Below are 25873 nucleotides of genomic sequence, written 5' to 3'. Positions count from 1 at the left end.
AGGAACATCTCAAATCCAAAGATTAGTAATTGCTAAAGAAATATTTTCAAGGAGCTAACATTGAACATTTTCGTATGTATTAAGCAGGTTCCGGACACGGAAACTAAAATTACGCCTAAAGCAGACGGTTCATTTATTGAAACGACTTCAATTAAGTGGATCATGAACCCTTATGATGAATTTGCTGTTGAGCAAGCTCTTCTAACTAAAGCTGCTAACTCTGGTGCGACAGTAACTGTTGTACGTGTTGGTGGAACAAAAGACACTGAGGCCCTAAGAACAGCTCTTGCTATGGGTGCTGACGAAGCTATCCTAGTTGAAGGGGACGACAACCTTGACTCTTATATGACAGCTAAGGCCATCAAAGGTGCAATCGAAAAATCTGGTAAAGCACCATCAGTAATCTTCACAGGTAAACAAGCAATTGATGATGACTGTCTTCAAGTTCCTCAATTACTTGGTCAGCTTATGAACCTTCCTCACGTTTCTGTTGTAGTTGAATGCAACGAAGCTGGTGGAAAGTACACTCTAAAAAGAGAAATCGAAGGTGGAGCTCTTGAAGTTTACGACGTTACTGCACCTGCAGTAATTGCTTGTAACAAAGGACTTAACACTCCTAGATATGCTTCTCTTCCAGGAATCATGAAAGCGAAGAAAAAACCATTAACAACTTTCTCTCTTGGTGACGTAGGTGTTTCTGCTGACGACAGAAGAGTGAAGTATTCTGGTTTCCAACTTCCTCCAGAAAAACCAGCTGGTAAGAAGTTTGATGCTATGGATGACGGGAAACAAGCTGAAGTTGTTTCTCAAGTTGTTAAGCTTCTAAGAGAAGAAGCAAAAGTAATCTAATTTAAGGAGTTATATAATGGCCAACGTATTAGTTCTTGCCGAAGTTTCTGGCGACAAAGTTAAGTCAGTAACTTTTGAAATTCTAGGAAAACTTGCAGGTCACACTGTTGACGTTGCTGCTTTCGGTGAAGTTCCAGCTGCTGCTGTAGCTGAACTTGCAAAGTATGGCGCTGCAAACGTTCACTCAATCAAAGGTTTGGATAACTATTCTCCTGAAGGTTATACAAATTCACTAAAAGATTTTATCTCTAGCAAGTCATACGATTATGTATTTGCTGGTGCAACTTCACTTGGTAAAGATCTTCTTCCAAGAGTAGCTGGTGCTTTTGATGCTGGTATGGCATCTGAAGTTACGAACTTCACAATGGATGGTGGAGCTTTCGCTGGAACAAGACCAATGTTCTCAGGAAAGTGTCTTGCTAAAGTTGAAATTACAGGTCCAAAGCCACACTTTGTTTCTGTTAGACCAAACGCTCTTGGTATGCCAGAAAATGCAACTGCTGGTGCGGGTGCTGCTTCTGAAGTTTCTGCAAACGCTGGAGAAATCCGCGCTATGATTAAAGAAATCATCAAAGGTGCTTCAGAGAAGCTTGACCTTACAGAAGCTAATATCATCGTTTCTGGTGGACGTGCGATGAAGTCTGCTGACAACTTCAAAATTCTAAACGAACTTGCTGATGTTGTTGGTGCTACAGTTGGTGCTTCAAGAGCTGCTGTTGATTCAGGATTTGCTGCTCCTTCAATGCAGGTTGGTCAAACTGGTAAAACAGTTGCTCCAACTCTTTACATTGCTTGTGGTATTTCTGGAGCTATCCAGCACCTTGCAGGTATGAGAACTTCTAAGGTTATCGTTGCTATCAACACTGACCCAGATGCTCCTATCTTCACAAAAGCTGACTACGGAATCGTTGGAGACCTTTTCCAAATCGTTCCACTTCTAACTGAAGAATTCAAAAAAGTTCTAGCTTAATAAAAGAAAAGGCCTGCGAAAGCGGGCCTTTTTTTTATCTTAGTACATTCCCCATCTATTCATTTGCATCTCAATCATCTCTCTTTCATACTGATAACTTGAAATTCCACCATCTGGTTCATGGCTCCACATTTCATGTTTTTCGAGATCTTCGGCAATGCTTTTTCTGAAGTCTTCATCATCAAAAGAAACAACAATTCTACTTTCTGGATCGTATACTTTTTGTTCTGAGACATGAAAAGATACTTCCATTTTTTTATTATGTTTTTTCATTTTACCAACCCACTCACTGGCCTTAACAGGTCCAGACATTAGAGATGGATCAATAACATAAGGAACATAGTCCTTTCCTTCTTTAACAAGTACACCAATAGCAACGTGATAACGCCAATAATTTGGTGGGTATAAACGCTCTGGCTTATTTGTATCTACCGTTGCGAAAGTTTTTAAAACTTTAATTCCATCAAGATCAAGCTGTCTTGCCATTTCGTAGGCACGCTCTTCACAACCAGCATAATTAAATTGGAAAGGAATTTTTGAATATTTTTTTAAGTTATCAAATATTTTATTCGCATCAGATTTTGACACGAGAGTTGCTTCAATATTGTTATAGTTTACTAGGCGAGAACTAGGATACTTTTCAACACTATTAGCACAGACTGTGTCTTGTCCGTAAAAAGCATTGTCGTTGCACTCTTTTGCAGCAAATGAATTCATCGTTAAAACAAGAGCGAATATACATAACAACTTCATTAAAACCCTACCCTTAAAAAAGCCCCTCATTCGAGGGGCGGTTTTCATTATATTTTCCTTCTTCCTTGGACTTTTTTCAATATTACCACTCGTACCCTTCTTGTGCTGCTTGATCTTCAGCTTGCTCTTCACTTAGCATTTCTACTTGGTGAGCATTTGCTTCTTCTTCAGCTAGCATTTGTCTATCGTAGCTTGCTTGTTCAGATGCTTCATTAACAGCGTGATCAACAACAGCTTCTTCTTTTGCAGCAAGTTCTTCTTCTTTAAATCTTTGCGCTTCTTCTTCTTTTGCCATTAATTCTTCTTTTTGTTCTTGAGTAACAAAAGTTAGAACTAGACCTTTATACTGACCAGTTGCAAAGTTTACTTGAACTCCACCTTTACCGCTATTAGCAACGATACCAGAGATCACTTCACCTTCATAATCAACTTGGAATGATCCACCAGCTTGAAGATCGATTGCAACACGGTTGAATTCGATTACTTCTGTCTCACTGATTTCAAGTGAAAAGCTTAGGCTTTCAATTGAATTTTCAGTTAGAGAAAGTTCACCATATACTCTTGATCCTTTAAGAATCTCACTTGTCTTATCTGGAAATAGAGCTCTATCAATTACTGTTTCTCTGTTCTCATCGTTCAAAAGAATTTCTGCTTGAACTGGTTGAACAATATTTTCTTCAATTTCTTGAATCTTATCTACAAATTCTACATCATTATTAGTTTGAACTGGAGCTTTTACAGTTGAAGCAACATTACGAACTTCAGAGCTATCAAATCTTTTAACAAACTTGATCTCTTCATCTTTCATGAACTCAGTACTGTTAACCATTACTGTATTATAAGTACCGGCCATAACAACAACTGATCCTAGTGCGGCCATTGCTGTAAATACTGTTTTGTTCATCTTAAATAGTTTCATAACATTTCCCCTGTTTGGCTTTTATTAAGCAAGGGGCGTGCCAATTACGAAAATTCTAAGATGTTTATTTGTTCGTCACTTTTTAAGGTTAAGTTACTGTTTTTATGTATAGAGGGCATTCAGTAAATAATATAGGGCCGATTAAACTTTAAACAGTCGCTAATAATTATGCACATTTTTTACAACATTCAATACGCATTCCTGTTTATAATAAGCACATGTTTAAAGTCATTTTTCTGCTCATAGCTAGTGTTTATGGGCATGAATACGATTATTTCAAGGTAGGAGTACCTCAAAATGATAGAGCTCCCTACCTCTATTATGATCATAATAACGATCCACAGGGGCTGGCCGTCTCAATTTTAGATAGTTTTGCAAAAAGTGAGGGCCTAAAGTTCCAATATATACCGCTTAACTATCATCGCGGACTAAAAGAGCTTCAAAATGGGAGCATTGATTTTCTCTTCCCTGACGGCCCAAATCAGCAGTCCATCCTAAAAGAAGATCAATTACTCTATTACAGTGATAATATTTTCGAATACTTAGAGGGTCTTGTTACATTAAGCCCATGTCCAGACTCTCTTAAGAGCTTGAAATCTCTAGGATCTCTTACAGAACGCTATCCTTTTATTTTTAATCCAGAAATTATTAGTAATAAGGTTGGTCTTGATCAACATTTAACCAATTACAAAATTCTCGAATTAGTTCTTAAAGAACGAATTAGTGCAGGATACATGGCGGATTCCGAGTTCTTTTATTTGCAGAAAAATTATGAAGCTTTTAATAAATTGGCGTTTTGTAATAACTTAAAAACGGATATGGGGGCATTAAATATCTCAAGCGCAAAGTGGCCAAGTATTTTGCAAAGACTGAATCAATACTTAAAAAAAAGACCCCATAAATGAGGTCTCAATTCTTATTCTTGTTTTACTGATGCGCCATCATAGTCAGAGTGGCTAGCTCTATATCTCTTAAGAGCAATAACTACGATCTCATCTACTGAAAGACCTGAGTTTTGTGACATTCTTTCAATTGATTCAACAACGTTCTTTTCGATTTTAACTGTTAACTCTTTTAATTCGCCTTGATTGTGCACTTGAGATTTCACGCGCCTTCCCCTTTCTATACTTTGATAACTTTTAAGGCCTTCTTTTTTCGTAAAGATACTAATACTTTCGTGATTTCATAGTCAAACATATCGAGATGTTTATAAAGATCTCCTACTTTTGAGAACTCTGTAAGCATCTCCATGACCTGAAATTCGTCATATGATAAACCAGCTCCTTCAATAATAAAATCACTATCAATCATTAGATGAAGACTATCTGGTGGGCGCAATTTTAGCGACTTAGAATGTTGCTCATATAGTCGCGCCGCTTCTTTTTTTATTTTTTCTATATCGGCCTTCATTTTACATTCAATAGAAGGAACAACTTCAGGCTCAACAACAAATTTCATGGGTAATTTGCCATCAAGATCTTCAAATATAATTGAAAACATGGCGGGCTTATCGTGCTGACCTTTGAACGTTGCGTTTACTATTACGCCTTCGTTTAAAAGAACACGACCCAGGAATTGATTATTTGAAGCGAGGAGAATATTAATTCTCCCCGTAAATCTAAATGCGACTTGTTCTTCAACTGTTTTAATGAATGACAATATTAACTTCTCTTAAAAATATTTTTGAAAAAACCTTTTTTACTATTGTCACCATCTTCTAAATTTTTTGCAAGACTCATATATGCATTCCATACTGCACGACCTTCATAGCTAGAATTGGCCATATATGGTTGGCCTTTATCACAACTCTCTCTAAGTGCAATTTCCATTGGAACTTGACCTAAAAATCTTGTTTCAAGTGCAGTTGCAGCCTTCTCTACTCCACCTTCACCGAAGATATAGTATTTCTTATCTTGTGCATCGTCTGGTACGAAATAGCTCATATTTTCAACCATACCAATAATTGGTACGTTTACTTTTTTGAACATATTAAGACCTTTTCTCGCATCCAAAAGGGCAACGTCTTGTGGTGTAGATACAACAAGGGCCCCGTCAACTTCTGTGGCCTGAACCATAGATAATTGCATATCGCCAGTACCTGGAGGTAGATCTATGAGAAGGTAATCAAGTTCTCCCCAATTAACGTCGAATAAAAATTGATTTAAAACACCACCAAGCATTGGTCCGCGCCATATAACTGCATCATCTTCACCGATGAACAATCCAAAGCTGATAAATCCAACACCATTGCTTTCAACTGGAATGATTTTCTTTTCATCAGTGGCCGCTGGCTTAGCATCTCTTTTTCCTAGAAGCATCGGAACCGATGGCCCATAAACGTCAGCATCTAGAATTGCGACTTTCTTCCCGAGATTTCTCAAAGCATATGCAAGGTTGACTGTAACAGTAGACTTTCCAACTCCACCTTTACCTGATGAAACCGCAATGACATTTTTAACACCGGGAACGCGTCTTTTAGTTGCCCCTACAGGACCATGTCCACTTTTAATCTGTGCTTTTGGTGCAGGAGCCGCTTGAGGCTTAGTTGCCATAACATCAGCAGAGTTTTTTGATACAGTTTTCACTGTAATCTTATCTTCGTTATAAAAAGACTTTAACTCGTTGATAATTATATCTTCTATAATTCTTTTTTGTTCAGGAGTGATTCCATCACGCTCGTATGTAAAAGACAGAGTATCTTTATCGGCCTTAATTTCTTGAATACGACCTTCGCTTTTTAGCGTCTCACCACTATTTGGATTTTTGATACTTTCTAAAATATCTTGAATTTTTCTATCCATTTTTCACCTCATCATTTTCTCAAGATTCTAATGAATTTCACTACACTAATCAATTGATAGAGGGAATAAATATCAACCACTTGAGAAATATCTAGGTTCTTTTATCATTAAATAAGAATATCTCATTCAGTGGAGAAGAAAGTGTCCCAATACCGCAGACGAATATATCTAGTGAATCCAAGCTTCCAATTGAAGTTTTCTTTTTTAATCACGGTTCTCGTAATTATTTCAAGTCTTTTCTACCCTTTCACAATTTATGAATTGATTGAAAGATATGTTTCTCTCGTTTCTGCCACTAACCCTGAAAAAATTCTTGATGTGAAGCAATATAAAAATGCACTCATTATTGCTCTGGCCTTATGGCAAATTGGCTTTTCTGTTCTAGTCTTCATTATTTGCATTATCTTCACTCATAAGATTGCAGGACCGATTTATAAACTTCAAAAGTATCTCGCGACAATAAGAGAAGGTGTTACTGAAGGGAAACTTTTCTTTCGTAAAGGTGATTATTTCCGCGATCTAGAAGATGACGTTAATGAAACTTTTGAAACCATCAAAGAAAATTACAAACGTGACGTTGTGTATTTAAGTGAAGTCAATTCGTATCTAAAAAACTTAGTACACGTTGTACCTGAAGATAAGAAAGTTGTTCTTGAAGAAATCAATAGAAACTTAGATGAGATCCAATTGCGATTTACAAAGCATGTATAAATTAAAAAAAATTTTTCTTTTCCTGTTCCTTGTGTCTTCTACAGTAAACGCGGCCACTCGCCGCGATCTTTCTATATTGCCCGATAATGAAAGCATCAAAAAAGAAGATTTAAATTTTGGTAATGCCCTTCTCACTCTCAATCGTGAACTTCGTTTTAATGGGCCAACCGATTACACATTAGACGTGCTAGAAAAAACAAAAACCAATCCCATTTTTGATGTAGAAAGAAATTTCTTTGCAAATATTAGAAAGCTGAAATCCAAGGGTCTAAACTTTAAAGAAATTGCTGGACTTTGCTACCAACACACTCAATTTAATGGCCCTAACCCAATTAAGAAAAATCTCTCTGAAAACTATTCAAAATTTTGCCGTGATCGTTTTTTTGAAACTCTAGCAAAAGAGAAAATTTCAATTTCATCTTTCTCTCCAAAGGACGAAATATACTTTAGAAATTCATTAAGCGAAGAAGTTAAAATAGCAAATGGGAAAACTGTTAATACCGTTTTAGACCTAGCATCTTTGAAAGAAGACGATCATTTGAAGCTTACTGATTTTTTAATAAAAATTTATCGTGGACTAGACCAATTTCCAGAAAAATCGATCCTCCAGAAAATGAAAATTAGCCCTGCTTTAACAACATTTATCCAAGAAAATGGTGTTATGAACACTAAAGATTCTGAATTCTTCAACAGTGCAATCGAAGAAATGTTTATTGAAGGAAAAAGTCATTTAAAAGAAAAAAAATATGCTCAACTAATCACTACAGGTGAACATATTTTAAGTTTTTATAAATCTAATGAAAAATACATCCAACAAGAAAAAGTTTGGAAATTTTTCATCAATACTGGATATAACCTCCTCTACAGAGACGAAAGAGAGAAAGCAAAGACGTTCTACTCTAATGCCTTATTGATCTCAAAAAATTCTCAAAAAGATGATAATTACTTCTATCTTATTTGGGCCGATATCCTAAATGGAAAATTTAAAGATGCAGTAACAACAATTGATAAGAATGATTTGATTAACAAATTTCCAAACATTGATGAGCGTACAAAATTTTGGATTTCATATTCTTTCTTTAAAAACGACGAAATTTCTATTGCTCGACATTTATTTAAATTAATCACCAAGAATTCACCACTAAGCTACTATTCCATTCTCTCATTGAAGCATATTGATATGATAGATAATCAAACTTCCCCCCACGGTTTAGTTAAGCATTATCAGACCGAGTCTAATATCTTTAATGTCTCACATGATGATTTTACTCATGAGCTTAGAAACTCTCTTACACGCCTAACTATCTGGAATCAACTTGAGTATGGTTCTTATGCTGAACAAGAAGTTTCAGCAATTTTGTATTCACCACAAACTAAAATTTTAAAAAATAGAGATAAGTACAAGCACTATTCAGATGAAGAAATTAAGCGCTATCTAACATCTTCTCTTATTCAGGATTTCAATAAGAATGGTAATTATCTGCAAACGTTTAAGCTTCTTTATAAATCTTTTGATCAAAATATTTTTTCAGTAGAGGCCCGATCATTAAAATTTCTTTTTCCTTTTGAATATGTCGAAAAAATTAAAAAAATTGATAACTCACTTGACCCTCTACTCGTTCTATCACTTATCCGTCAGGAGTCAGCATTTAATCCCGATGCAAAATCACATGTCGGTGCGAGAGGTTTAATGCAACTTATGCCATCAACGGCAAAAGATTTTAATTCTAGGGTCGTGGCTTCTGATTTAAAAACACCTGAGACTAATTTGAAGATTGGAATGAAGTACTTTAAGAAGTTACTAGGTATGTTTGATGGAAATTTAATTCTGTCATTAGCATCTTATAATGCTGGCCAAAATAGAGTTAAATATTGGGTGAAAAATCATTTTAGAACAACTGATCCTCTCATTATGATTGAATCAATTCCATATGATGAAACAAGAGACTACGTTAAGTATATCTATCGCAATCTCTTTTTCTATAACTTACTTCAAAACAATAATAGACTCACTCTTTCATTGAATGAGTCTTTCAAAGTTAATGGATTTTAGACATTGAATCTGAAGTGGATGACATCTCCGTCCTTCACTTCATACTCTTTTCCTTCCATCTTAAGCTTTCCAGCTTCTTTTACTTTAGATTCTGAGCCTAGATTGAAAAGATCATCACAGTGATAAATTTCAGCTTTAATGAAACCTCTTTCAAAGTCAGAGTGGATAACACCAGCAGCTTCAGGCGCCTTAGCTCCAGCTCTAAATGTCCAAGCACGAACTTCTTTTACACCTGCAGTAAAATAAGTTCTAAGACCTAACATTTTATAAGCAGCATTTGTAAGTAGTGATAGACCAGAAGTTTCAATTCCAGCCGCTTCCATAAATTCTTTCTTCTCTTCTTCTGACTCAAGCGAAGCAATTTCAGACTCTAATTTTCCACAAATCTTTAAAACTTCAGAACCTTCTACCGCAGCAAATTCTCTAACCTTTTGTACATATTCATTGTCTTCCACAAGGTAATCTTCTGAAACGTTACATAGGTAAAGTGTCTTCTTCAGTGTAATTAGATTTAGGTCTCTTACTAGTTCTAGATCTTCATCAGATAGATCTAAAATTCTAGCAGGTCTTCCTTCTTCAAGGTGTGCAACGAGTTTATCTAAAACAGGTGCTACCATTTTAGCTTTTGATGAAATTTCTTTATTTTGATTTTTGATCAATTTTGGAAGGTTCGAGATTTTTCTCTGAACAACTTCTAGATCAGCAAGTGCTAGTTCCATATTGATAATTTCAATATCGTCGATCGGATCAACACGACCAGCAACGTGAATAACGTTACCATCGTCAAAACAACGAACAACTTGAACAATTGCGTTTACTTGTCTGATGTGACCAAGGAACTGGTTACCAAGACCTTCACCTTTACTCGCACCTTTTACAAGACCTGCGATATCTACGAATTCTACAATTGTTGGAATGATTTTTTCAGGACCAACGATGTCTGCAATTTTTTGTAGTCTTTCATCACCAACGTTTACGATACCTACGTTTGGTTCAATTGTACAAAACGGGTAGTTTGCCGCTTCAGCTGGTGCAGATGTGATTGCTTGGAAGATTGTTGACTTACCAACGTTTGGAAGTCCTACGATACCACAATTAAGGGCCATTATTTACCTCTCTATTCAACTATTTTCTTTTTATTATAACGTCCTTGAACAACTGAAAAACCGCTTTTTAAATAGGATTCAATTGCACGGGCCGATCCTTCTAAATACTTATCAAATACAATTTTTTGGTCTTCATGGTAATGACCTAAAACCCAATCACTAACTGAACCGTGTTGTGGTCTACCAATTCCCATTCTCAGTCTTTTGAATTCTTGGGTTCCCAGACATTGAGCAATTGACTTAAGTCCATTATGCCCAGCAAGGCCTCCGCCGTTTTTAAAAGAAATTGTTCCATAGGGAAGATCTAGCTCATCATGTACAACTAAAAGATCCGCTACGTCTATCTTAAAAAAACTCATCAAAGGCTGAACGCTTTCCCCACTCAAGTTCATATATGTCTGAGGCTTGAGCATATAGATTTTGTCCTCTCCATCATGAATTGAATAGAGACCTTTGAACTTTTCTTTCCAATTAAGTTTGTCGAAAAAAGACAATTTTTCAAAGGAATCCCAACCAATATTATGACGAGTCTTATGATATTGGCTCCCAGGATTTCCTAAACCCACAATTAATTTTGGCATTTCATTCCCAACTATATAAAAAGTGAACTTACAGAATCATTATTAAATGTTCTGTGGATGGCCTTTGACAAGATCTCTGCTGTAGAAAGAACTTTAATCTTATCAACTTTTTGGGCCTCAGGAGTAAGAGGAATAGTATCTGTTACAATAACAAGATCTAAATCTTCCGAATTCTTGATACGCTCAATGGCCGGAGGAGAAAAAACAGGGTGTGTTGTACAACAGTATACTTTAGTGGCCCCATGATCTTTCAGTGCTTTACAAGCTTCAATCAAAGTTCCTGCAGTATCAATCATGTCATCAACGATAATACAGTTCTTGCCATTAACATCACCAATAATATTCATGGCCTTTGCAATATTTTTACCCGTTCTTCTTTTGTCGATCATCGCAATGTCGGCCTTTAGCTTTTTAGCATAATGCCTTACGCGCTCAACACCACCAGCATCTGGTGACACGAAAATTGTATTTTCTGTATAAAGATTCTTCTCAATGTAATCAACAAGAACAGGAGAAGCATAAATATTATCGAATGGAATATTGAAGAAACCTTGAATCTGTCCAGCGTGTAGATCCATTGTGATCACTCGAGTAGCTCCTGCTACAGTCAAAAGATCAGCTACAAGTTTCGCCGAAATTGGAGTTCTCGGGCTCGCCTTTCTATCTTGTCTAGAATAACCGTAATGAGGAATCACTGCTGTAATTGATTGTGCAGAAGCTCTTTTAAGAGCATCTATCATAATCAATAGTTCCATAAGATTATCATTTACAGGTGGACATGTTGACTGAATAACAAAGACGTCTGCACCACGAACGTTTTTTTCGATTTCACAAAAAATCTCGCCATTGGCAAATCTAACAATCTGGGGGTCAACAAGAGGTACGTCTAAAAAGTCGGAAATTTGGGAAGCTAATTTTGGATTTGAATTGCCTGATACCAGGACTATTCTTTTCATTGCCTCTCCACGAGCTTAGAAGTGGCAGGGGTAGAAGGACTCGAACCTTCGAATGGCAGAATCAAAATCTGCTGACTTAGCCACTTGTCGATACCCCTGTGTATTTGAAATACAATGTCAAAAAATATAACTCGCTAACGTCCTTTTGACAACATGAAAATTCTACTGGTTGTTAATTATTTCGCAACTTAGCTCGTTAAATCTTTTTCCTTTATCTCTACTATAATCATTGAAAACCTTGAATGACGTCGTGCTTCCATAGAGTTTTAACATTTGTCCATCACGGGCCCCTTCATATCCAAACCAAAATAGGGATAAATAGCGCCCATCAAATGCAACATACCAATTATCATAACCAGAATTGGTCGTTCCTGTTTTACCAAAAAATCTCATTTCTCTTAAGTTTTTTCCTACGGCCTTTCTCACCGTTGTCTTTGTGGGATCTGAAAGAACTAAAAGAACTGAGTCATTTTCGAAATCCTTACAATTATCAATGATGAAATTTTCGTAAAGATCCATATAGCTGCCCATAGAAATTTCATAAGCACCTAGTAGTTGTGCTGGATATTCGGCCAGAGGTTTTTTCATATCAGGCAGTTTTGGTGAAAGCTCTTTTTCAATTTCATCAAATCCATATTTCACAGCAAGCCGAATCAGTGGTCTGTTAATTGATCGAACCAAGGCCTCAGAGGCCGTAACAAATTCCTCATTAATTTTTTCTGAATCCTTAGGTTCCCAGTCTCCTGATTTCAATTTAACAGTAATGGGCGCCGTCGAGACTTCTTCATTCCAATCCAGGCCAAGTTTTCTATATATCCCGTACACAATTGGTTTAATCGTACTACCAATTTGATGTTTTTCTTCTTTGATTGCTTTCTCTTTATCTCGTTCATACTTAGAGTAGAATGAATAAATATTCGATGTCTGCAAATCTTTAATCATGGCCTTGAACGCCAAGTTTTCATAATTTGCACTACTCAATTTTTCGAGAGCTTTTATTTTTAAAACATATCTCTCATACTCATCAAAACGGCTCTCCTCTGTTGTGGTCCACCACAATGATCGGTAGAGTATTTTATTATTTTCTTTCTCGAGATTCTTAGACCAATTTGACCAAGTTACATCATTCCATTTGTAATTTATCGTAATTGGCGTCATCGATTTTTCTTTCAAAACTTCGTAAACAACGTTAGCTCTTTTTTTCAATCGTTCCATATGCTTTATTGGGTGGAAATAATTCGGTCCTTTAAGCATACTTACTAAAATTGCTGACTCATAAGGTGTAAGCTCGGCCGGTCTTTTTCCAAAATAGAGTACAGATGCAGCATATACACCTTTTACACGCACACCATTGATACTCCCCCAGAAAACTTCATTAAAGTAAAGTTCTAAGATTTTATCTTTTTCGTATTTGCTTTCTAAGTACAAGGAGATAATTAATTCTTTCAGTTTTCTACTTAGCTTTTTTTCATTTGTTAGATAGAGATTTTTAACTAATTGTTGGGTCAAAGTAGATCCACCTTGAACCATACGCATTTCTTTAATATCAATAATAATTGCTCTAAGAATTGATCTAAAATCAACACCAGAGTGTGACAAAAATCTAAAATCCTCAATTCCAATCAACCCTTTCCACATGTCTGATGGGATATTTTGAAATAGCTGATAATTTTGAAAACAGTATAGTTCTTTACAGTCATTTCTATAGAGTCCTTCTGTTTCAAAATCTTTCAGAATTTCATAATCTTTTGCGCGAACTCTCAAAACACCTGTTGAAACCAGTTTATTCAAGAAATCACTTGGATATGATTCAGATCTTGTAAATTTTAGAAATAAATCGAATTCTTCTCTATTTACGAGAGCACCTTCTTCAAATTTAATTTTTGTAGAGTATATTTCACTGTTCTTTACAATCCTCTCAAATGGCGTCAGATCAACTGTTGAGATTATCCCAGTAGCGTAAAACACTGCGATTAACAGCATTGCTGTGATTACAACTAATGTATATTTAACGATTTTTAGTACAACATTCACAACTTTAACACCTTGCCCAATTCTCTTATTATTTTGACGATAACTTTTATTATCATATATCATTTTCCCAAAGTATTTTATCGCACCATTTCCCGCAGGAGAATGCAAGTGTTCAAGAAACAAAATTTATTAGCAGCAATGATGCTAGCTTCAACTTCAGCTTACTCTCTACCAATTGATTGGCATGGAGCTTTCGGAGTTGATTCTTCTATCCTTAATAACTACAGAAGAGTAAAGGCAAAGACAAATAACGTACCTGTTACGACAAACTCTGGATCACAAGAGGTTGCTTTAACTGATGGTTCAAAGCAAAACGCTTCTTTCCAAAGTTATGTGTTCAGACTTAATCCAACTCTAATCGTTAATGATTCAGCAACTTTCAAAGCAGAATTAACATCTGGCTATGGAAGAGGTGGACGCGTTGGTGAAAACGATCAAAAAAGTAAAAAAGGTGGTCAGGTTCCTTACCACTATACAACAACATCTGATAACCAATTAAACATTAATAAGCTCTACATGGAGCTTTATGCTGATTCTGCAACTTATGTAATTGGTCGTCACTCTGCTGATTGGGGTCTTGGGGCCGTTCAAAACTCTGGTGACAACCTTTGGGACCGTCATTCATTTATCAGAGATGGAATCACTGCTAAACTGAAGATTGGTAACTTCTTCATCAATCCTTATTTCGCAAGAATTTCTTCTGATGGTTCTTTAACAAGATCTCATAGAACTAAAGAAACTGGTATCACTCTACTTTACGATAATATCGATAGCGATATGGCCTTTGGTGTTCTTTACGGTGTTAAGACAAGTTCATCATATTCAGAGAAAAATGTTAATGGCCCAGCAGGTGTTACTCTTGGTCAAACAGATGTTAAAGTCACAGATTTCTACTTCAGAAAAAAATTCAGTGATCTATCATTCGAATTAGAAGTACCTCTATTTTCTGGAGAGCTTGGTCACTATTTAACAACTACTGGAAATACTAAATACAAAGCGCAAGCGATTCTTTTCTCATCTAACTATAAACTTTCTGATACATGGTCAGTTGGTTTCGACGCTGGTCAAGTTAGTGGTCAAGGAGCGACAACTTCTTCATTTGAAGCTGCTTACCTAAACCCAAATTTCCAAGTTGCTAATCTTCTTTTCAGATACAATATGCACGCCATTACAGATGATACTCAATCTGTTTACGATTCATATGTAACAAATGCAATGTATGGAAAAGTTAAAGCTCAATACAAAAATGAAAAGTGGACCTGGGATACAGCTATCATTTGGGCGAAAGCGAACGAAGTTGCTCAAAAGGGTGAAACATTTTTCAATCACCAAACTCAAACATTGGTTAACTCTGCTAATGCAAATCAATCAGATGATCTTGGTATGGAAGTAGATCTTAGCTTCAAGTACCAATGGAATGAAGCTGTTGAAGTTGGTGTGAACACTGCTTACCTTTTCACAGGTGATTACTGGTCATTCACCAACGATGCTAATGTTAAAAATGAAGCATCAAACTCTTATTTATTACAGGCCAATGTTGGTATGAAATTCTAAATAAAAAAGGCTCCGTTAGGAGCCTTTTTTTTTAATATCCACCCATTGGGTTTGATAATTGAATTACGTTACTAGGCATCTGCATTTGCTGTTGTTGCTGTTGCAACTGAGGCATTTGTAGTTGCATCCCCATTGGCATTCCACCAGTCATTGTTGCAGTAGAACCCATACCAAAATCTCCAGAATAGCCCCACATATTAAACATGTCTGCCGTTCCTCCTGGTGCTCCTTGGCTAGCAATACTTCTTTGCATCAGAGCATTTTGATAGATCTGCTCATAATTTCTAAAAAGAGAATTCTGTTGAGTTAGATTCCCTTGAAAATTTTGCATATTTCTACCAAGGATATATTGATTAGCATTCTGTCTTTGTTGGAACAAATTACATGAATACTGATTCACGTATCCTAAGATATTTGGCTTACAGCTCTTATTATAGTCCTTTTGATAGTTCTGATAATAAGTCTGATACGCCTGTTGCTGCTGCTGTTGAGTTCTGTTCATTTGTTGTCTGATTCTATCTAGAGGCTTAGTACTTCCTCTTCTTAGATCCGCAACATCTTGCCATTCTCTAAGTGTTTGCTTAGAAAATTTATCAAGATCAGCTTTCATATTTGCTTCAGCCGTTTTGAAAGTTAACTTTTTACCACGTTCTTTCTTCTCTCTTTCAAAATACACATTCGAAAAGTGAAGAGACTTTGACTTAGTTGCAAAGATATTCTTACCTGTATTCTTCATATTATAGTTTTTCATTGCATCAACCATAAATTTGAAATCATCTTCATTAGAATCTTTATTAAATCTTCCAATCAAAGAGTTCAGGCCTTCAACTCTTTTATCAATCGCAACTCTTTCTTCTGGAGTAGCTCTCGCTCTAACAACTTGAAGCTCATAAAGATCTTCGATTGCACTATCAAGAATTAGAGAATCATATTCAGCTAAAATTTTAAAGTATTCATCAACAAGCTCTTTTGCTTCATCTCTACCAGCAACTCCAAACTCGCGCCCCTCTTCAATATCTTCTTCTGAAGGTTGAAACTGTCTTTCGATTTCTTTCATTCTGGCTAAATATTCATCCGCTTTTTGTTCTCTAAGTTTATCTTTAACATTTTCAAGAACATTGATTAGATCACCGTAGTTACCAACTGTTCTCGAATCTTTAAGTCTCGATAGCTCTGTAAAAACTTTTTTCAGATCTTCTGAATTACAAGCTTCATAGGCCTTTCGAATATCTTTATCCATTTGAGATTCGTAAACTAAGACGTCTTTTTGTCTATTGATATTCTCTGCAAATGTACATTGCCAATCACTCTCACGAGGAGCTCGGTATTCTTCTTTCTTACCGTGAGCAACGCCATTAAAGATACTATGAAGTGGTGAAACAATATAGGCCTTTGAGCTATATTCTTTATTCGTACCAGTAAGTGGATATTCTATCGTTTTGTTTTCTAACAGATCTAATTCGTTCGCTTTCGCACGATCGAATTCTCCATTTTTAACAATATCAGGATACTGTTTATCTAGACATCTATAATACTTTTCTTCTGCTGTTAATGATTCAAAAGCTTGTCTGCTTTCACCTTCATTAGCTAATGCACTATAGTCGAATGAATATTTATTTTTAAATTTAATATAGAAATTATTATCGCTAGTCTTTACATCGAAATCGAGATCAAGACATGCAGAAACATAACTTGGAAAAATCATTCTGAAGTGTGAGCCATCTTCACTTTTTGCAATAGCGATGTCTTCATCACCCATGACCGTTCTAAGAAAGTCATATGAGATATTATTCCCCATATCTCCTCTCGAACATGAAACTGATTCTCCACCTGATGTATCTGTATAATCTGGCTGAGAAACTGTTCCTGATGATCTATTAGAAGATGTACTCTCGCTACTAATTTTTGTCCCTGCTCCAATCCTTTTAAAAGGAAGGGCCTGTGTGGCATTTATTGCCAGAGTAAAAATTGGTAGGATTTTGTAAAAATTCTTCATAAGCCTGTGTCCTTAATAAGTATAGTCCCACTTCTCTACTCATTTCGGATCACAGGAAAAAAACTTGACCTATTTTTATAGGTTTTCAGTGTTTTTAGTAAGTTATGCCCATTGGAAACACAGGCTCTCTAGTTTTTACGTCAACATTTGATTGCACAGTCTTCAAGTCTTTTAGACGTTCACTAAATGTTTTATTTTTAGAAAGGATATCTTTATAGACTAGGATACTTACGTCATATGTATTCCCATCACCCATTTCAATTTTAATTTTCTTTGGCATTTCATGTTGGCCATCAAATAATAAATATTCGAGAGCATAAACATTAATTTTCTTCCCACCAAAGTTTAAAGTCATTTGTTGTAGCTGATGCTCTTCATTTGAGAACATCATTTCCCCATTATCAAATTTAACTTTCCAAAAAAAGTTTTCACCTATTTTTACGAGTTCAACATTTTTATTATCATCGTACGTTGGTGAATCCATGATCTCTTTAATTTTTTTAGCTTCTTCTTCGCCTTCTTTTGCCAAGGGAGATTTTACATGATCCTTTAAACTTGGGTCTGCCTTGATCATTGTTAAATACTTTTTATACTCATCAAGTAATTTTACTTTTTCTCTATTCAACATTTCATTATTTAGTTTGAAGTCAGAAGAATACTTTTTGATGAAATTACCCATATACTTTGATTCGTTCATCGCAAACATCATCATCAAAGAATAAAATAATTCACGTTCAATAATCTGATCACTTTGAAGAGTGGCCCCTAGGTTTCTATATGAATCTAATCTTGCAATCTCGCGATCAGAAAAAGATGAGTTAAAGTACTGCCCTTGAATTATTTCCCCACTTCTTCTTTCTTCGTTATTAAGAAGAAACTTGTAATAGCCCAAGCTCGATTTTTTCGTAGTCTCTGCTGCTTCATCACTTAGTTCCCCTGTCATCGTGTGAAGGACGCTAACATTTAGTAATATAAGATTACCTGTGATGTCGTTATTGTTAGGATTGCGAAGTAATCCCTCAGCTGTTGGTACTGCTGCAGTAATTTTAAAACTTAAAATAAGTGCTAGCGAAAAAATCCATTTTTTCATTTTTTATCCAAGGTTATATTTTTTTACTTTTTCCTTAATAATTTCTTCCATTATCTTTCTTGTCTGCGGATCACGTAATGCAAACTCTACAGTGGCATCGAGATAGCCATCGATACATCCCGTATCAAATCGATCCCCTTTAAAGATATGTGCGTAAACTTGATCTTTACCACAAAGCATATTGATAGCATCAGTTAGTTGATACTCACCGCCAACACCCTTAGGGATTTCTTTTAAGCAGTCAAAAATCTCCGCTGTTAAAATATATCTTCCTGGTGTTGCGATATTAGTAGGGGCATCCTCAGGTCTTGGTTTTTCAACCATTTTATTCATTAGAAGAGTAGATTTACTGCCATCTAGAAAATTCCCATCGACGATACCATACTTATTTGTTTCGTTTCTATCGACTTCCATTACGCCAATAACTGATTTTGCACCAAATTTTTCAGAAACATCAATCAATTGCTTTGTAATAGGCGTCTCGTGAAGAATGATATCATCCCCTAGAATAACAGCAAAAGGCTCATTTCCAATCAATGTTCTAGCGCAATTGATTGCATGTCCAAGTCCTAATTGCTCTTTTTGCCTTACTGAAACGATTTCAACCATGGTTCCAATTCTATGAACTGTTTTTAACATCTCATGCTTACCATTTACTTCTAGGAATCTTTCAAGTTCTAGATTTCTATCAAAATAGTTCTCGATTGCTTCTTTTCCAGACGATGTAACGAATATAAGTTCCTCTACACCTGAATTAACGGCTTCTTCTACAGCATAGTGAATCATTGGCGTATTAATGATAGGAAGCATTTCCTTTGGTACTTGCTTAGTCGCAGGTAAAAATCTTGTCCCTTTTCCTGCAACAGGGATGACAGCTTTTCTTATTTTCATTATACTGATCCTATCTTGTATTAATTAAGGATGATTAATATTATCGGGTATTCTATGAAACTAACCTCAAAAATTTCTCTCATTTTAGTTCTTTCACTTTGTATAAGCAAGACACATGCACGCTTAATTGACTACGAAACGACTCGTATGAAATCAACTGCAGGTACTGGTATTGCAACACCACTGGTTGATGAAGCGTCGTTTTTAAACCCATCAACTTTAGCTTATTTCAATATGTCTGCGCTTTATTTGCAAAAGACTAATATTGATTCAACCCCTGAAAATGCAAACACTATTGAGTCTGATTCTCTCGGTGTTGTTCTTTCAGACACTAAGGGTTCGATGAAAGGCAATATCAGTTATATAAAGCAATCTGATAATAACGAAGAAAGAAAACAGTTTGCGGCCTCAATGGCAACTATGGCCGGTAAAAATTCCGCATTCGGTGTCACTTATAAAAGAATTAATGAAATTATTGATGGTGATAAAAAGCAATACAATGTTTCTTCTTTTGGAGTTTCACATTTCGTAAATCGTGAATTTTCAATGGGTGTTGTTGTTAATGACCCTTTCCAAGTTAAACCTCATGAAACAAGGGCCATCGTCGGTCTGCAATATATGTTTAAAGACTATATTAGTTTAATGATTGATGGTGGGGCCGATTATAATAAAGAACTTTCTACTTCTTCACTTGTTCGCGCAGCAGCACAATTTAAAGTCTACAACGATTTTTTCATTAGATTTGGTGCTTCAGAAGATAAAGGTAGAAAAGAAAAAGCAACTGGTGCTGGCCTAACTTGGGTTCAACCAAGATTGGTGGTTAATTTTGCTATCAAAAATACAACACTTAATGAAGACGAAGAACTAAACCAAGAATCAGAGAAAATCAAAGAAACCTCATTCTCTCTTTCTTATAGGTTCTAATCATGGCCGGCAAAAAACCTAATCAAGCAGAAGAAGGCGAAAAACGCTCTCAGGCCATGCTCATGGCCTATCGCGAGAGACTTACTGTTCTTAAAAGAGCACAAGAATTTTCAGCTCGCGGTGATATTCCAAAGGCCGTTGAAAGATACAACACCTATTTAAATACACTTGCGGCCTATCACTTCACTACAGAAGAAGATTTAGGTCCTAAACATTTTGATCCTGAAAAAGATATTGCTGAACTTTTACTTATAAGCCATGCCTATTGGGATTTGGCCAAGGCCTACGATAGATCACCTCGATTAAGACACGAGTCTGTCAGATGCCTTGAAAAATTTGTGCGCTTCTCTACTGGTTTCAAATTCCAGCATATTAACGCTCAAATGGTTAAAAAGTTTGTAAAAAGAAGAAGGGCCTATAATCTTCCTGCATTTCAAGAAGCTTATAATAGAATTTATGTTAATTCCAAGGCCTGTTTCATTGCCACTCATTGCTTTCCAGAAGACGAAGTTCTTCTTACTAATCTTCGCGAGCTAAAGAATCAGCTATTAGAAATTTATTTGGGGAGAAAATTTGTTGAGATTTACTATGCGAAGTCTCCTATTCTCATTGATTTTCTTCGTTCAAATGATTATCTAAACAAAGTATTAACAAAATTTTTATTCAAACCTTTAATTAAAGGTATTGATACAATCTATAAATATGCACGCATTAAAAAAACTCATCATTAAAGAGTGGCTGCGCTTCTTTTTGGCCTCTTTCATTGTTTTTCTAATCCTTGTTTCCGTTGGAACATTGATTAATGGTTTTCTAAGGGAAAATATTACGGCCGTTGAAGTTATCATGAGTTATTTTCTCGAGTTACCCTCGGCCCTTAACAGAGTTATTCCCATCTCATGCTTGATTGCATCCCTTTTTTCAATCAACAAATTAAAAAATAGAAATGAGCTCACAGCTATTTTTGCTGCAGGCTTTTCACGTAAAAACTTTCTTATAAATATTTTTCAAGTTTCAATTTTTGTCGCTCTATTCCAGTTTCTCATCGGGGCCTACGTAGAACCTTTTGTAAAATCGCGTCGTCACATTCTAATTGAAAACTCCGATGCTAAATTTAGAAACCTAAAATCAAAAGGGATAAAGGCGTCTACAATTGGAAGCGGTCTTATTTGGTATAAAAGTAAAGATTACTATTTTTCTTTCATAAAATTTGATTCTAAGACAAACACAATCATCAACACGAGTATTTACTATTATTCAAATGATTATCATCTTGCTCGAAAGGTATTCGCAGATGAAGTTATTTACACTGAAGATGGCAGATGGATGGGAAAAAATGTAACAATTATTTCTAAAATCGATGAGCCCACTTTTCCATTCATGAAAACCTTCCCTGAATATGAGATTAAGCTCAATGAGACATTAGATGATTTCAGTCAAATCGAAGCAGATATTACGACACTAAATCATGCTGAACTTTATCAATATATCCAGAATATCAAATCTTCTGGATTAAATGTTAATGAGTACCTTGTAGTTTTTTATGAAAAAATTTCAAGCGCTGTAATTTGTATCGTATTTTCACTACTGGCCTGCGTTCCTATTTTTAATCCCAATAGGCGAAATAGTTCATTTGGTAAGAATATTCTTTTTGTCTTTGTCTTCACAATTGCATATTGGTTGATTAATTCATACAGTATCGAACTAGGTGTGAACTCTAAACTTGATCCAATTTCATCGACGTTTAGCGTGCCTATTATATTTATGCTATTTTTAGCAACTTACTTTTATAAAAACCGGAAATTGACATAGGTCTATAATGAGCCAATCTAGAAACCTTCTTTTTACTTTGTTTGCCATTTTAATAATTATTATTTTCTACTTTATTGATTTAGGAAATATAAACGGTCTAAGACAAGGTACAGAAGGTTTCTATCTTCAAATTGCAAAAGAAATGTTCAACGCTAAAAGTTTCATGACTCCACTTTATATGGGAGCGGAACATTGGTCTAAGCCACCTCTACATTTTTGGATGGCGATGCCTTTTTATGCAATTGATGGAGAACCGAGTCTTTTCATGTCCAGACTTTCCGTTCTACTTCTAACATTTTTTTCTATTTTTGGATTCTCTCTATGGGTTAAAAGAAATTTTAATGCATCTTTCTTAACGACATTTCTTTTTTTCCTCTCAACTTTTTGTTTTTTTAAATACGGCCGTATTTATATGATGGAGATACCTCTCGCCTGCTTAACTGCACTTGGAAGTTTATACTTCCTCGACTATATCAATACACAGTCTAAACGATATCTTGTACTAGCTGCTTTATTTACAGGCCTTTCAATACTTGTGAAAGGACCAGTTTCTCTTGTTATGGCCGTTGGTGGCAGTTTCCTGTATCAAATTTATCTTTACTACACTCGCAAAAAAATCATATTGAAAGAAGGTATTTATTGGACTCTTCTTTCACTACTAATTGGTTCAATCTGGTTCATCGCTTGTTACACAAAGTATGGCAGTGAATTTTTCAACTACTTTTTCTTACGTGAAAATGTTGGAAAGTTTACGGCGCAGTCTTATCCAATTCGCCATGTTTTCCAGGGTTTAATTATTTATGCTCTCCCATGGTCATTTTTCATTCCATTTATTTACTATTTCTTCCTTGATAGAAAAGACATCAATAGATCAGAAATTGTTAACGACAATTTTATGTTTGTTTTTTTGAACTTCTTTTTCTTTTTTGTTTTATGGTTAATTCCAAGCCAAAGGTCACATCACTATGCTGTACCTTCGATTCCCTTTTTCTTAATTCTTATCTACAAGAGTTCGTTTCTAGTAGACCTTGCTCCTAGACGAAGACAGCTTTTTAACTTTCTATGCTATTTAATAAGTATTTTTCTTTTAGTATTAGTTTTCTTTTTAGCAGTTTCTTTAACACTTAAGGATATCCATTCAAATACATACCATCTCATTAGTATTCTTTTTGCAATGGGTTCATGTATCGTTGGTGCTTTATTTTTTGCAAATAAATCAGCAAATATCTATAAATTCTTTTGTGCGGCACTTGTGTTTGGTTCATTTTGGACCATACTTATTCCTTCATTCACACTACCTCTTGTTCCAGGTAAGGTTATTGATGTCGTCGGCAATAACAAAATTGTATCGACTGTGCACAAACCTTATTTTGTTTCCGAGTCCTTCAATAGAGATGTAGAAGCAGTACCTCGCGATAAACTCTCAAGCTATATGGCCTATAATCATACTTATGCCATTACTTACAAAAGTAATTTTGATGAATTAGCTTTAGGCCAACACACTGTTATTATTGAAGAATGGAAAGTATGGAAAAGAAGAAGAACTTTAGCGCACATTATGGATGCATTAAAACAAGGTAATATCGATTCGTTAAAAGAGCCTATGGTCCTCATTAAGAACACGGACTACAACCCATAATCATTGGACTTGTGCGGCGCGAATGTGCTATAAAGAGTCCATGAATACGACACAAAATCTATTAGAAAACTATAAGTTAGAGGGCGAGTCCCTCACTATTTTTACTTACCCTGCACCTATTCTTAAAAAGGTTGCCGAGCCCGTTACTGAATTTAATGATGAGTTAAAAACATTCGTTAAAAATATGCTTTATACAATGTACATGGCACCAGGAATTGGTTTAGCAGCACCGCAAGTTGGTAAAAGTATCCGTGTTTTTGTTATGGACATTGATTACGATCGTGAAGAAGTAACCCTCGCTGATGGTACAACAGATTACAGGCTTTCAAATTTCAATCCAAAAGTTTTAATTAATCCTGTTTTTAAACAAAAAATTGGTGAGCAAATTTGTGAAGAAGGATGTCTATCTCTTCCAGGTATTTATGAAGAAGTTAAAAGAGCTGAGTCTCTAGTTGTTGAATATCAAGACCTAGACGGAAATCATATTTCTGAAGAGATTCATGAATTTCGTGCCGTTTGCATGCAACATGAAAACGATCACCTTGACGGAATTGTATTTATTGACCGCCTAAGTCTTCTCAAGAAAAATCTTCTGGCAAAAAAATTCTTAAAACTAAAAAAGAAAAAAGGCCTGTAAGATGAAAAAGTTTAATGTTGTTTTCTGTGGGACACCTGATTTTTCTGTTCCAACATTAGAACTATTAAGCACTCACCCACTAATAAATATCAAGTACGTTATCACAATGCCCGACAGACCGGCCGGGCGTGGTCAAAACCTACAGAGCCCGCCAGTGGCCGAATTTGCCAAAGCTCATAAGCTTCCTCTTTTTCAAACTGAAAATATTAATAAAGAAGCTGACTTTTTAACAAAACTTGAAAATGAAAATATTGATTTTTTTGTAGTCCTTGCTTTCGCTCAATTTCTTGGTAATAAAATATTGAATATGCCAAAGCTAGGATGCTTCAACATCCATACATCTGTCCTTCCTAGATTTAGAGGGGCCGCGCCTATTCAATACGCTCTTTTAAATGGCGATAAAGAAACAGGTGTTTCAATACAAAAGATGGTTAAGAAAATGGATGCTGGCGATCTTGCGATTTCTCATCCAGTACCAATTTTTGAATATGAAAATGGTGGTCTTCTCTATACAAGATTAAAGTTCCAAGCGGCCTTATCTTGTGCAGATTTAATTGAAGATATCTCTAAAGATAAAGTGACATACACCCAACAAGACGAAAGTTTTGTTACTTTTGCTCCGACTCTAAAAAAAGAGGATGGACTTCTCAATTTCAAAGAACAAACATTTGAAGAAATCACAAATCGACTACGTGCCTTAGACCCATGGCCGGGTTGTTACTGTTTTCTAGGAAAGAAGAGACTTAAAGTTTTTGAAATTGAAAAACATCATTCAACATTAATACCGGGTAAGACAGAAGTTGTTTATAACCAAATCCTTGTGGGTGCCAAAGACTGTACGATTCGTTTGAAGTTTATTCAGCTTGAGGGAAAAAAGGCCTGCCTAGATTCTGATTTGTTAAATGGTCTTCAGAATTCAAAAGAGCCAATTTTAATTAATGGGGATCTCTAATGACAATTATTTCACCAAGCATTTTGGCCTGTGATTTTGTTAATATTGAAAAAGAAATTTCTGTTATCGAAAATGTCAAAGACGTATGGGTCCATTTAGATATTATGGATGGTCACTTCGTTCCAAATCTAACTTTTGGCATACCTGTAATTAAAAGAATATCTGAAATTACAAAGCTTCCTTTAGATGCTCATCTAATGGTGACAAATCCTGAGTTCCATATCGATCAGATGAAGGATTTCGGTATACACAATATCACTTTTCATATTGAAGCTGTATCAAATCCCATAGACCTAATAAGAGAAGCAAAAAAACATTACAAAAGCGTTGGTATCTCTATTAAGCCAAATACTTCTGTCGATGTTCTTACTGATGATATTCTTTCAGAACTTGACCTAGTATTAATTATGTCTGTAGAGCCTGGTTTCGGTGGCCAGTCTTTCCAAGAAAGTTCTCTTGATAAAATCGAAAAACTTTCTTCACTGAAAAAAAAGTTTAATTTTACAATCCAAGTTGATGGTGGAATTAAAGGATCTAATGCTCACATGCTTACAGATGCCGGTGCGGATAATTTAGTCGCTGGTTCATATGTCTTTAATAACAAACCTGAAACATATATTTTAAATATCGAATCTCTAAGGAAATAGA

At 35.5% G+C, this 25873-nt stretch carries 25 protein-coding genes and 1 tRNA gene; 13 read left to right on the top strand and 13 right to left on the bottom strand.

Features of this window, described 5'->3' with window-relative positions; all coding sequences use genetic code 11:
* Window positions 1-60: 60 nt before the first annotated feature.
* Window positions 61-849, top strand: a complete 789-nt coding sequence (locus M899_RS01890) for an electron transfer flavoprotein subunit beta/FixA family protein (RefSeq protein ID WP_021269652.1) — start codon at window positions 61-63, stop codon at window positions 847-849.
* Between the two features lie 16 nt (window positions 850-865).
* Complete coding sequence (locus M899_RS18640; protein ID WP_021269648.1) at window positions 866-1819, top strand: electron transfer flavoprotein subunit alpha/FixB family protein; 954 nt, start codon at window positions 866-868, stop codon at window positions 1817-1819.
* Window positions 1820-1858: 39 nt separating this feature from the next.
* On the opposite strand, the gene M899_RS01880 is transcribed toward M899_RS18640, so the two are convergent.
* Both M899_RS01880 and M899_RS01875 read right to left on the bottom strand, forming a co-directional pair.
* Complete coding sequence (locus M899_RS01880; RefSeq protein ID WP_021269704.1) at window positions 1859-2572, bottom strand: protein-glutamine glutaminase family protein; 714 nt, start codon at window positions 2570-2572, stop codon at window positions 1859-1861.
* A gap of 82 nt (window positions 2573-2654) precedes the next feature.
* Window positions 2655-3491: a hypothetical protein gene (locus tag M899_RS01875; protein ID WP_021269675.1), complete on the bottom strand. Its 837-nt coding sequence runs from the start codon at window positions 3489-3491 to the stop codon at window positions 2655-2657.
* Between the two features lie 218 nt (window positions 3492-3709).
* On the opposite strand from M899_RS01875, the gene M899_RS01870 reads away from it, so the two are divergent.
* Window positions 3710-4396 carry a transporter substrate-binding domain-containing protein gene (locus M899_RS01870; protein ID WP_021269682.1) on the top strand — a complete coding sequence of 229 codons (687 nt, stop codon included), beginning with the start codon at window positions 3710-3712 and terminating at the stop codon, window positions 4394-4396.
* 11 nt (window positions 4397-4407) lie between these two features.
* Here the strand turns inward: M899_RS01870 and M899_RS01865 are convergent, their stop codons facing one another.
* From M899_RS01865 to M899_RS01855, 3 genes are read right to left on the bottom strand one after another with little or no spacing between them, the layout of a single operon-like run.
* Entirely contained in the window at window positions 4408-4599 is a 192-nt protein-coding gene (locus M899_RS01865; protein ID WP_021269694.1) for a hypothetical protein, read from the bottom strand.
* Between the two features lie 14 nt (window positions 4600-4613).
* Window positions 4614-5150: a hypothetical protein gene (locus tag M899_RS01860; protein ID WP_021269680.1), complete on the bottom strand. Its 537-nt coding sequence runs from the start codon at window positions 5148-5150 to the stop codon at window positions 4614-4616.
* A 2-nt stretch (window positions 5151-5152) separates the two neighbouring features.
* Window positions 5153-6292: an Mrp/NBP35 family ATP-binding protein gene (locus tag M899_RS01855; protein WP_021269645.1), complete on the bottom strand. Its 1140-nt coding sequence runs from the start codon at window positions 6290-6292 to the stop codon at window positions 5153-5155.
* 141 nt (window positions 6293-6433) lie between these two features.
* On the opposite strand from M899_RS01855, the gene M899_RS01850 reads away from it, so the two are divergent.
* Both M899_RS01850 and M899_RS17380 read left to right on the top strand, forming a co-directional pair.
* Window positions 6434-7003 carry a hypothetical protein gene (locus tag M899_RS01850; RefSeq protein WP_155897034.1) on the top strand — a complete coding sequence of 190 codons (570 nt, stop codon included), beginning with the start codon at window positions 6434-6436 and terminating at the stop codon, window positions 7001-7003.
* On the top strand, window positions 6996-9056 hold the full coding sequence (locus M899_RS17380) for a lytic transglycosylase domain-containing protein (protein WP_021269653.1): 2061 nt from the start codon (window positions 6996-6998) through the stop codon (window positions 9054-9056). Before M899_RS01850 ends, M899_RS17380 begins: the two co-directional genes overlap by 8 nt.
* On the opposite strand, the gene ychF is transcribed toward M899_RS17380, so the two are convergent.
* From ychF to M899_RS01820, 5 genes are all read right to left on the bottom strand, one after another.
* Window positions 9053-10162, bottom strand: a complete 1110-nt coding sequence (gene ychF, locus M899_RS01840; RefSeq protein WP_021269660.1) for a redox-regulated ATPase YchF — start codon at window positions 10160-10162, stop codon at window positions 9053-9055. The genes M899_RS17380 and ychF overlap by 4 nt on opposite strands.
* 11 nt (window positions 10163-10173) lie before the next feature.
* Window positions 10174-10743, bottom strand: a complete 570-nt coding sequence (pth, locus tag M899_RS01835) for an aminoacyl-tRNA hydrolase (protein ID WP_021269670.1) — start codon at window positions 10741-10743, stop codon at window positions 10174-10176.
* An 11-nt stretch (window positions 10744-10754) separates the two neighbouring features.
* Window positions 10755-11699, bottom strand: coding sequence for a ribose-phosphate diphosphokinase (locus tag M899_RS01830; protein WP_021269671.1), 945 nt, complete (start codon window positions 11697-11699; stop codon window positions 10755-10757).
* A 22-nt stretch (window positions 11700-11721) separates the two neighbouring features.
* A tRNA-Gln gene (locus M899_RS01825) sits at window positions 11722-11797 on the bottom strand.
* Window positions 11798-11861: 64 nt separating this feature from the next.
* Window positions 11862-13796, bottom strand: coding sequence for a transglycosylase domain-containing protein (locus M899_RS01820; protein ID WP_021269699.1), 1935 nt, complete (start codon window positions 13794-13796; stop codon window positions 11862-11864).
* Between the two features lie 45 nt (window positions 13797-13841).
* Here M899_RS01820 and M899_RS01815 point away from each other — a divergent pair, with 45 nt between their 5' ends.
* The gene (locus M899_RS01815; protein ID WP_034727363.1) at window positions 13842-15287 is read left to right on the top strand and encodes a hypothetical protein; all 1446 of its coding nucleotides are present in this window, start codon (window positions 13842-13844) and stop codon (window positions 15285-15287) included.
* A gap of 31 nt (window positions 15288-15318) precedes the next feature.
* Here the strand turns inward: M899_RS01815 and M899_RS01810 are convergent, their stop codons facing one another.
* The 3 genes from M899_RS01810 to galU form a co-directional block, all read right to left on the bottom strand.
* Window positions 15319-17283: a hypothetical protein gene (locus tag M899_RS01810; protein WP_021269686.1), complete on the bottom strand. Its 1965-nt coding sequence runs from the start codon at window positions 17281-17283 to the stop codon at window positions 15319-15321.
* A 94-nt stretch (window positions 17284-17377) separates the two neighbouring features.
* The gene (locus M899_RS01805; RefSeq protein WP_021269703.1) at window positions 17378-18373 is read right to left on the bottom strand and encodes a hypothetical protein; all 996 of its coding nucleotides are present in this window, start codon (window positions 18371-18373) and stop codon (window positions 17378-17380) included.
* Between the two features lie 3 nt (window positions 18374-18376).
* Complete coding sequence (galU, locus tag M899_RS01800; RefSeq protein WP_021269647.1) at window positions 18377-19264, bottom strand: UTP--glucose-1-phosphate uridylyltransferase GalU; 888 nt, start codon at window positions 19262-19264, stop codon at window positions 18377-18379.
* A gap of 54 nt (window positions 19265-19318) precedes the next feature.
* Here galU and M899_RS01795 point away from each other — a divergent pair, with 54 nt between their 5' ends.
* Genes M899_RS01795 through rpe form a run of 7 tightly spaced genes read left to right on the top strand, consistent with a single transcriptional unit; the run spans window position 19319 to window position 25872 of the window.
* Window positions 19319-20188: a hypothetical protein gene (locus M899_RS01795; protein WP_034727361.1), complete on the top strand. Its 870-nt coding sequence runs from the start codon at window positions 19319-19321 to the stop codon at window positions 20186-20188.
* Between the two features lie 2 nt (window positions 20189-20190).
* Window positions 20191-20919, top strand: a complete 729-nt coding sequence (locus M899_RS01790) for a hypothetical protein (RefSeq protein ID WP_021269665.1) — start codon at window positions 20191-20193, stop codon at window positions 20917-20919.
* On the top strand, window positions 20891-21997 hold the full coding sequence (locus tag M899_RS01785) for an LptF/LptG family permease (RefSeq protein ID WP_021269674.1): 1107 nt from the start codon (window positions 20891-20893) through the stop codon (window positions 21995-21997). The genes M899_RS01790 and M899_RS01785 overlap by 29 nt, the downstream gene beginning before the upstream one ends.
* Window positions 21998-22004: 7 nt before the next feature.
* On the top strand, window positions 22005-23636 hold the full coding sequence (locus tag M899_RS01780) for an ArnT family glycosyltransferase (RefSeq protein WP_021269664.1): 1632 nt from the start codon (window positions 22005-22007) through the stop codon (window positions 23634-23636).
* A gap of 40 nt (window positions 23637-23676) precedes the next feature.
* Window positions 23677-24273, top strand: a complete 597-nt coding sequence (gene def, locus M899_RS01775) for a peptide deformylase (RefSeq protein WP_021269650.1) — start codon at window positions 23677-23679, stop codon at window positions 24271-24273.
* A 1-nt stretch (window position 24274) separates the two neighbouring features.
* Window positions 24275-25225, top strand: a complete 951-nt coding sequence (gene fmt / locus M899_RS01770) for a methionyl-tRNA formyltransferase (RefSeq protein WP_021269701.1) — start codon at window positions 24275-24277, stop codon at window positions 25223-25225.
* Window positions 25225-25872 (top strand): ribulose-phosphate 3-epimerase, encoded by a 648-nt coding sequence (rpe, locus tag M899_RS01765; RefSeq protein ID WP_021269679.1) that lies wholly within the window; start codon window positions 25225-25227, stop codon window positions 25870-25872. Before fmt ends, rpe begins: the two co-directional genes overlap by 1 nt.
* Window position 25873 lies beyond the last annotated feature (1 nt).

This window comes from Bacteriovorax sp. BSW11_IV, assembly GCF_000447755.1.
Classification (GTDB): Bacteria; Bdellovibrionota; Bacteriovoracia; order Bacteriovoracales; family Bacteriovoracaceae; genus BSW11-IV.
The sequence above is the reverse complement of the archived record's forward strand: the minus strand, read 5'-3'. Positions and strand labels throughout refer to the sequence as shown.

Bases quoted from the DNA above. Each gene is read 5' to 3' on its own strand.
- M899_RS18640 (WP_021269648.1), top strand. From the start codon at position 866: ATGGCCAACGTATTAGTTCTTGCCGAAGTTTCTGGCGACAAAGTTAAG.
- M899_RS01880 (WP_021269704.1), bottom strand. From the start codon at position 2,572: ATGAAGTTGTTATGTATATTCGCTCTTGTTTTAACGATGAATTCATTT.
- M899_RS01875 (WP_021269675.1), bottom strand. From the start codon at position 3,491: ATGAAACTATTTAAGATGAACAAAACAGTATTTACAGCAATGGCCGCA.
- M899_RS01870 (WP_021269682.1), top strand. From the start codon at position 3,710: ATGTTTAAAGTCATTTTTCTGCTCATAGCTAGTGTTTATGGGCATGAA.
- M899_RS01855 (WP_021269645.1), bottom strand. From the start codon at position 6,292: ATGGATAGAAAAATTCAAGATATTTTAGAAAGTATCAAAAATCCAAAT.
- M899_RS17380 (WP_021269653.1), top strand. From the start codon at position 6,996: ATGTATAAATTAAAAAAAATTTTTCTTTTCCTGTTCCTTGTGTCTTCT.
- ychF (WP_021269660.1), bottom strand. From the start codon at position 10,162: ATGGCCCTTAATTGTGGTATCGTAGGACTTCCAAACGTTGGTAAGTCA.
- pth (WP_021269670.1), bottom strand. From the start codon at position 10,743: ATGCCAAAATTAATTGTGGGTTTAGGAAATCCTGGGAGCCAATATCAT.
- M899_RS01830 (WP_021269671.1), bottom strand. From the start codon at position 11,699: ATGAAAAGAATAGTCCTGGTATCAGGCAATTCAAATCCAAAATTAGCT.
- M899_RS01820 (WP_021269699.1), bottom strand. From the start codon at position 13,796: ATGATATATGATAATAAAAGTTATCGTCAAAATAATAAGAGAATTGGG.
- M899_RS01810 (WP_021269686.1), bottom strand. From the start codon at position 17,283: ATGAAGAATTTTTACAAAATCCTACCAATTTTTACTCTGGCAATAAAT.
- M899_RS01805 (WP_021269703.1), bottom strand. From the start codon at position 18,373: ATGAAAAAATGGATTTTTTCGCTAGCACTTATTTTAAGTTTTAAAATT.
- galU (WP_021269647.1), bottom strand. From the start codon at position 19,264: ATGAAAATAAGAAAAGCTGTCATCCCTGTTGCAGGAAAAGGGACAAGA.
- M899_RS01795 (WP_034727361.1), top strand. From the start codon at position 19,319: ATGAAACTAACCTCAAAAATTTCTCTCATTTTAGTTCTTTCACTTTGT.
- M899_RS01790 (WP_021269665.1), top strand. From the start codon at position 20,191: ATGGCCGGCAAAAAACCTAATCAAGCAGAAGAAGGCGAAAAACGCTCT.
- M899_RS01785 (WP_021269674.1), top strand. From the start codon at position 20,891: ATGCACGCATTAAAAAAACTCATCATTAAAGAGTGGCTGCGCTTCTTT.
- M899_RS01780 (WP_021269664.1), top strand. From the start codon at position 22,005: ATGAGCCAATCTAGAAACCTTCTTTTTACTTTGTTTGCCATTTTAATA.
- def (WP_021269650.1), top strand. From the start codon at position 23,677: ATGAATACGACACAAAATCTATTAGAAAACTATAAGTTAGAGGGCGAG.
- fmt (WP_021269701.1), top strand. From the start codon at position 24,275: ATGAAAAAGTTTAATGTTGTTTTCTGTGGGACACCTGATTTTTCTGTT.
- rpe (WP_021269679.1), top strand. From the start codon at position 25,225: ATGACAATTATTTCACCAAGCATTTTGGCCTGTGATTTTGTTAATATT.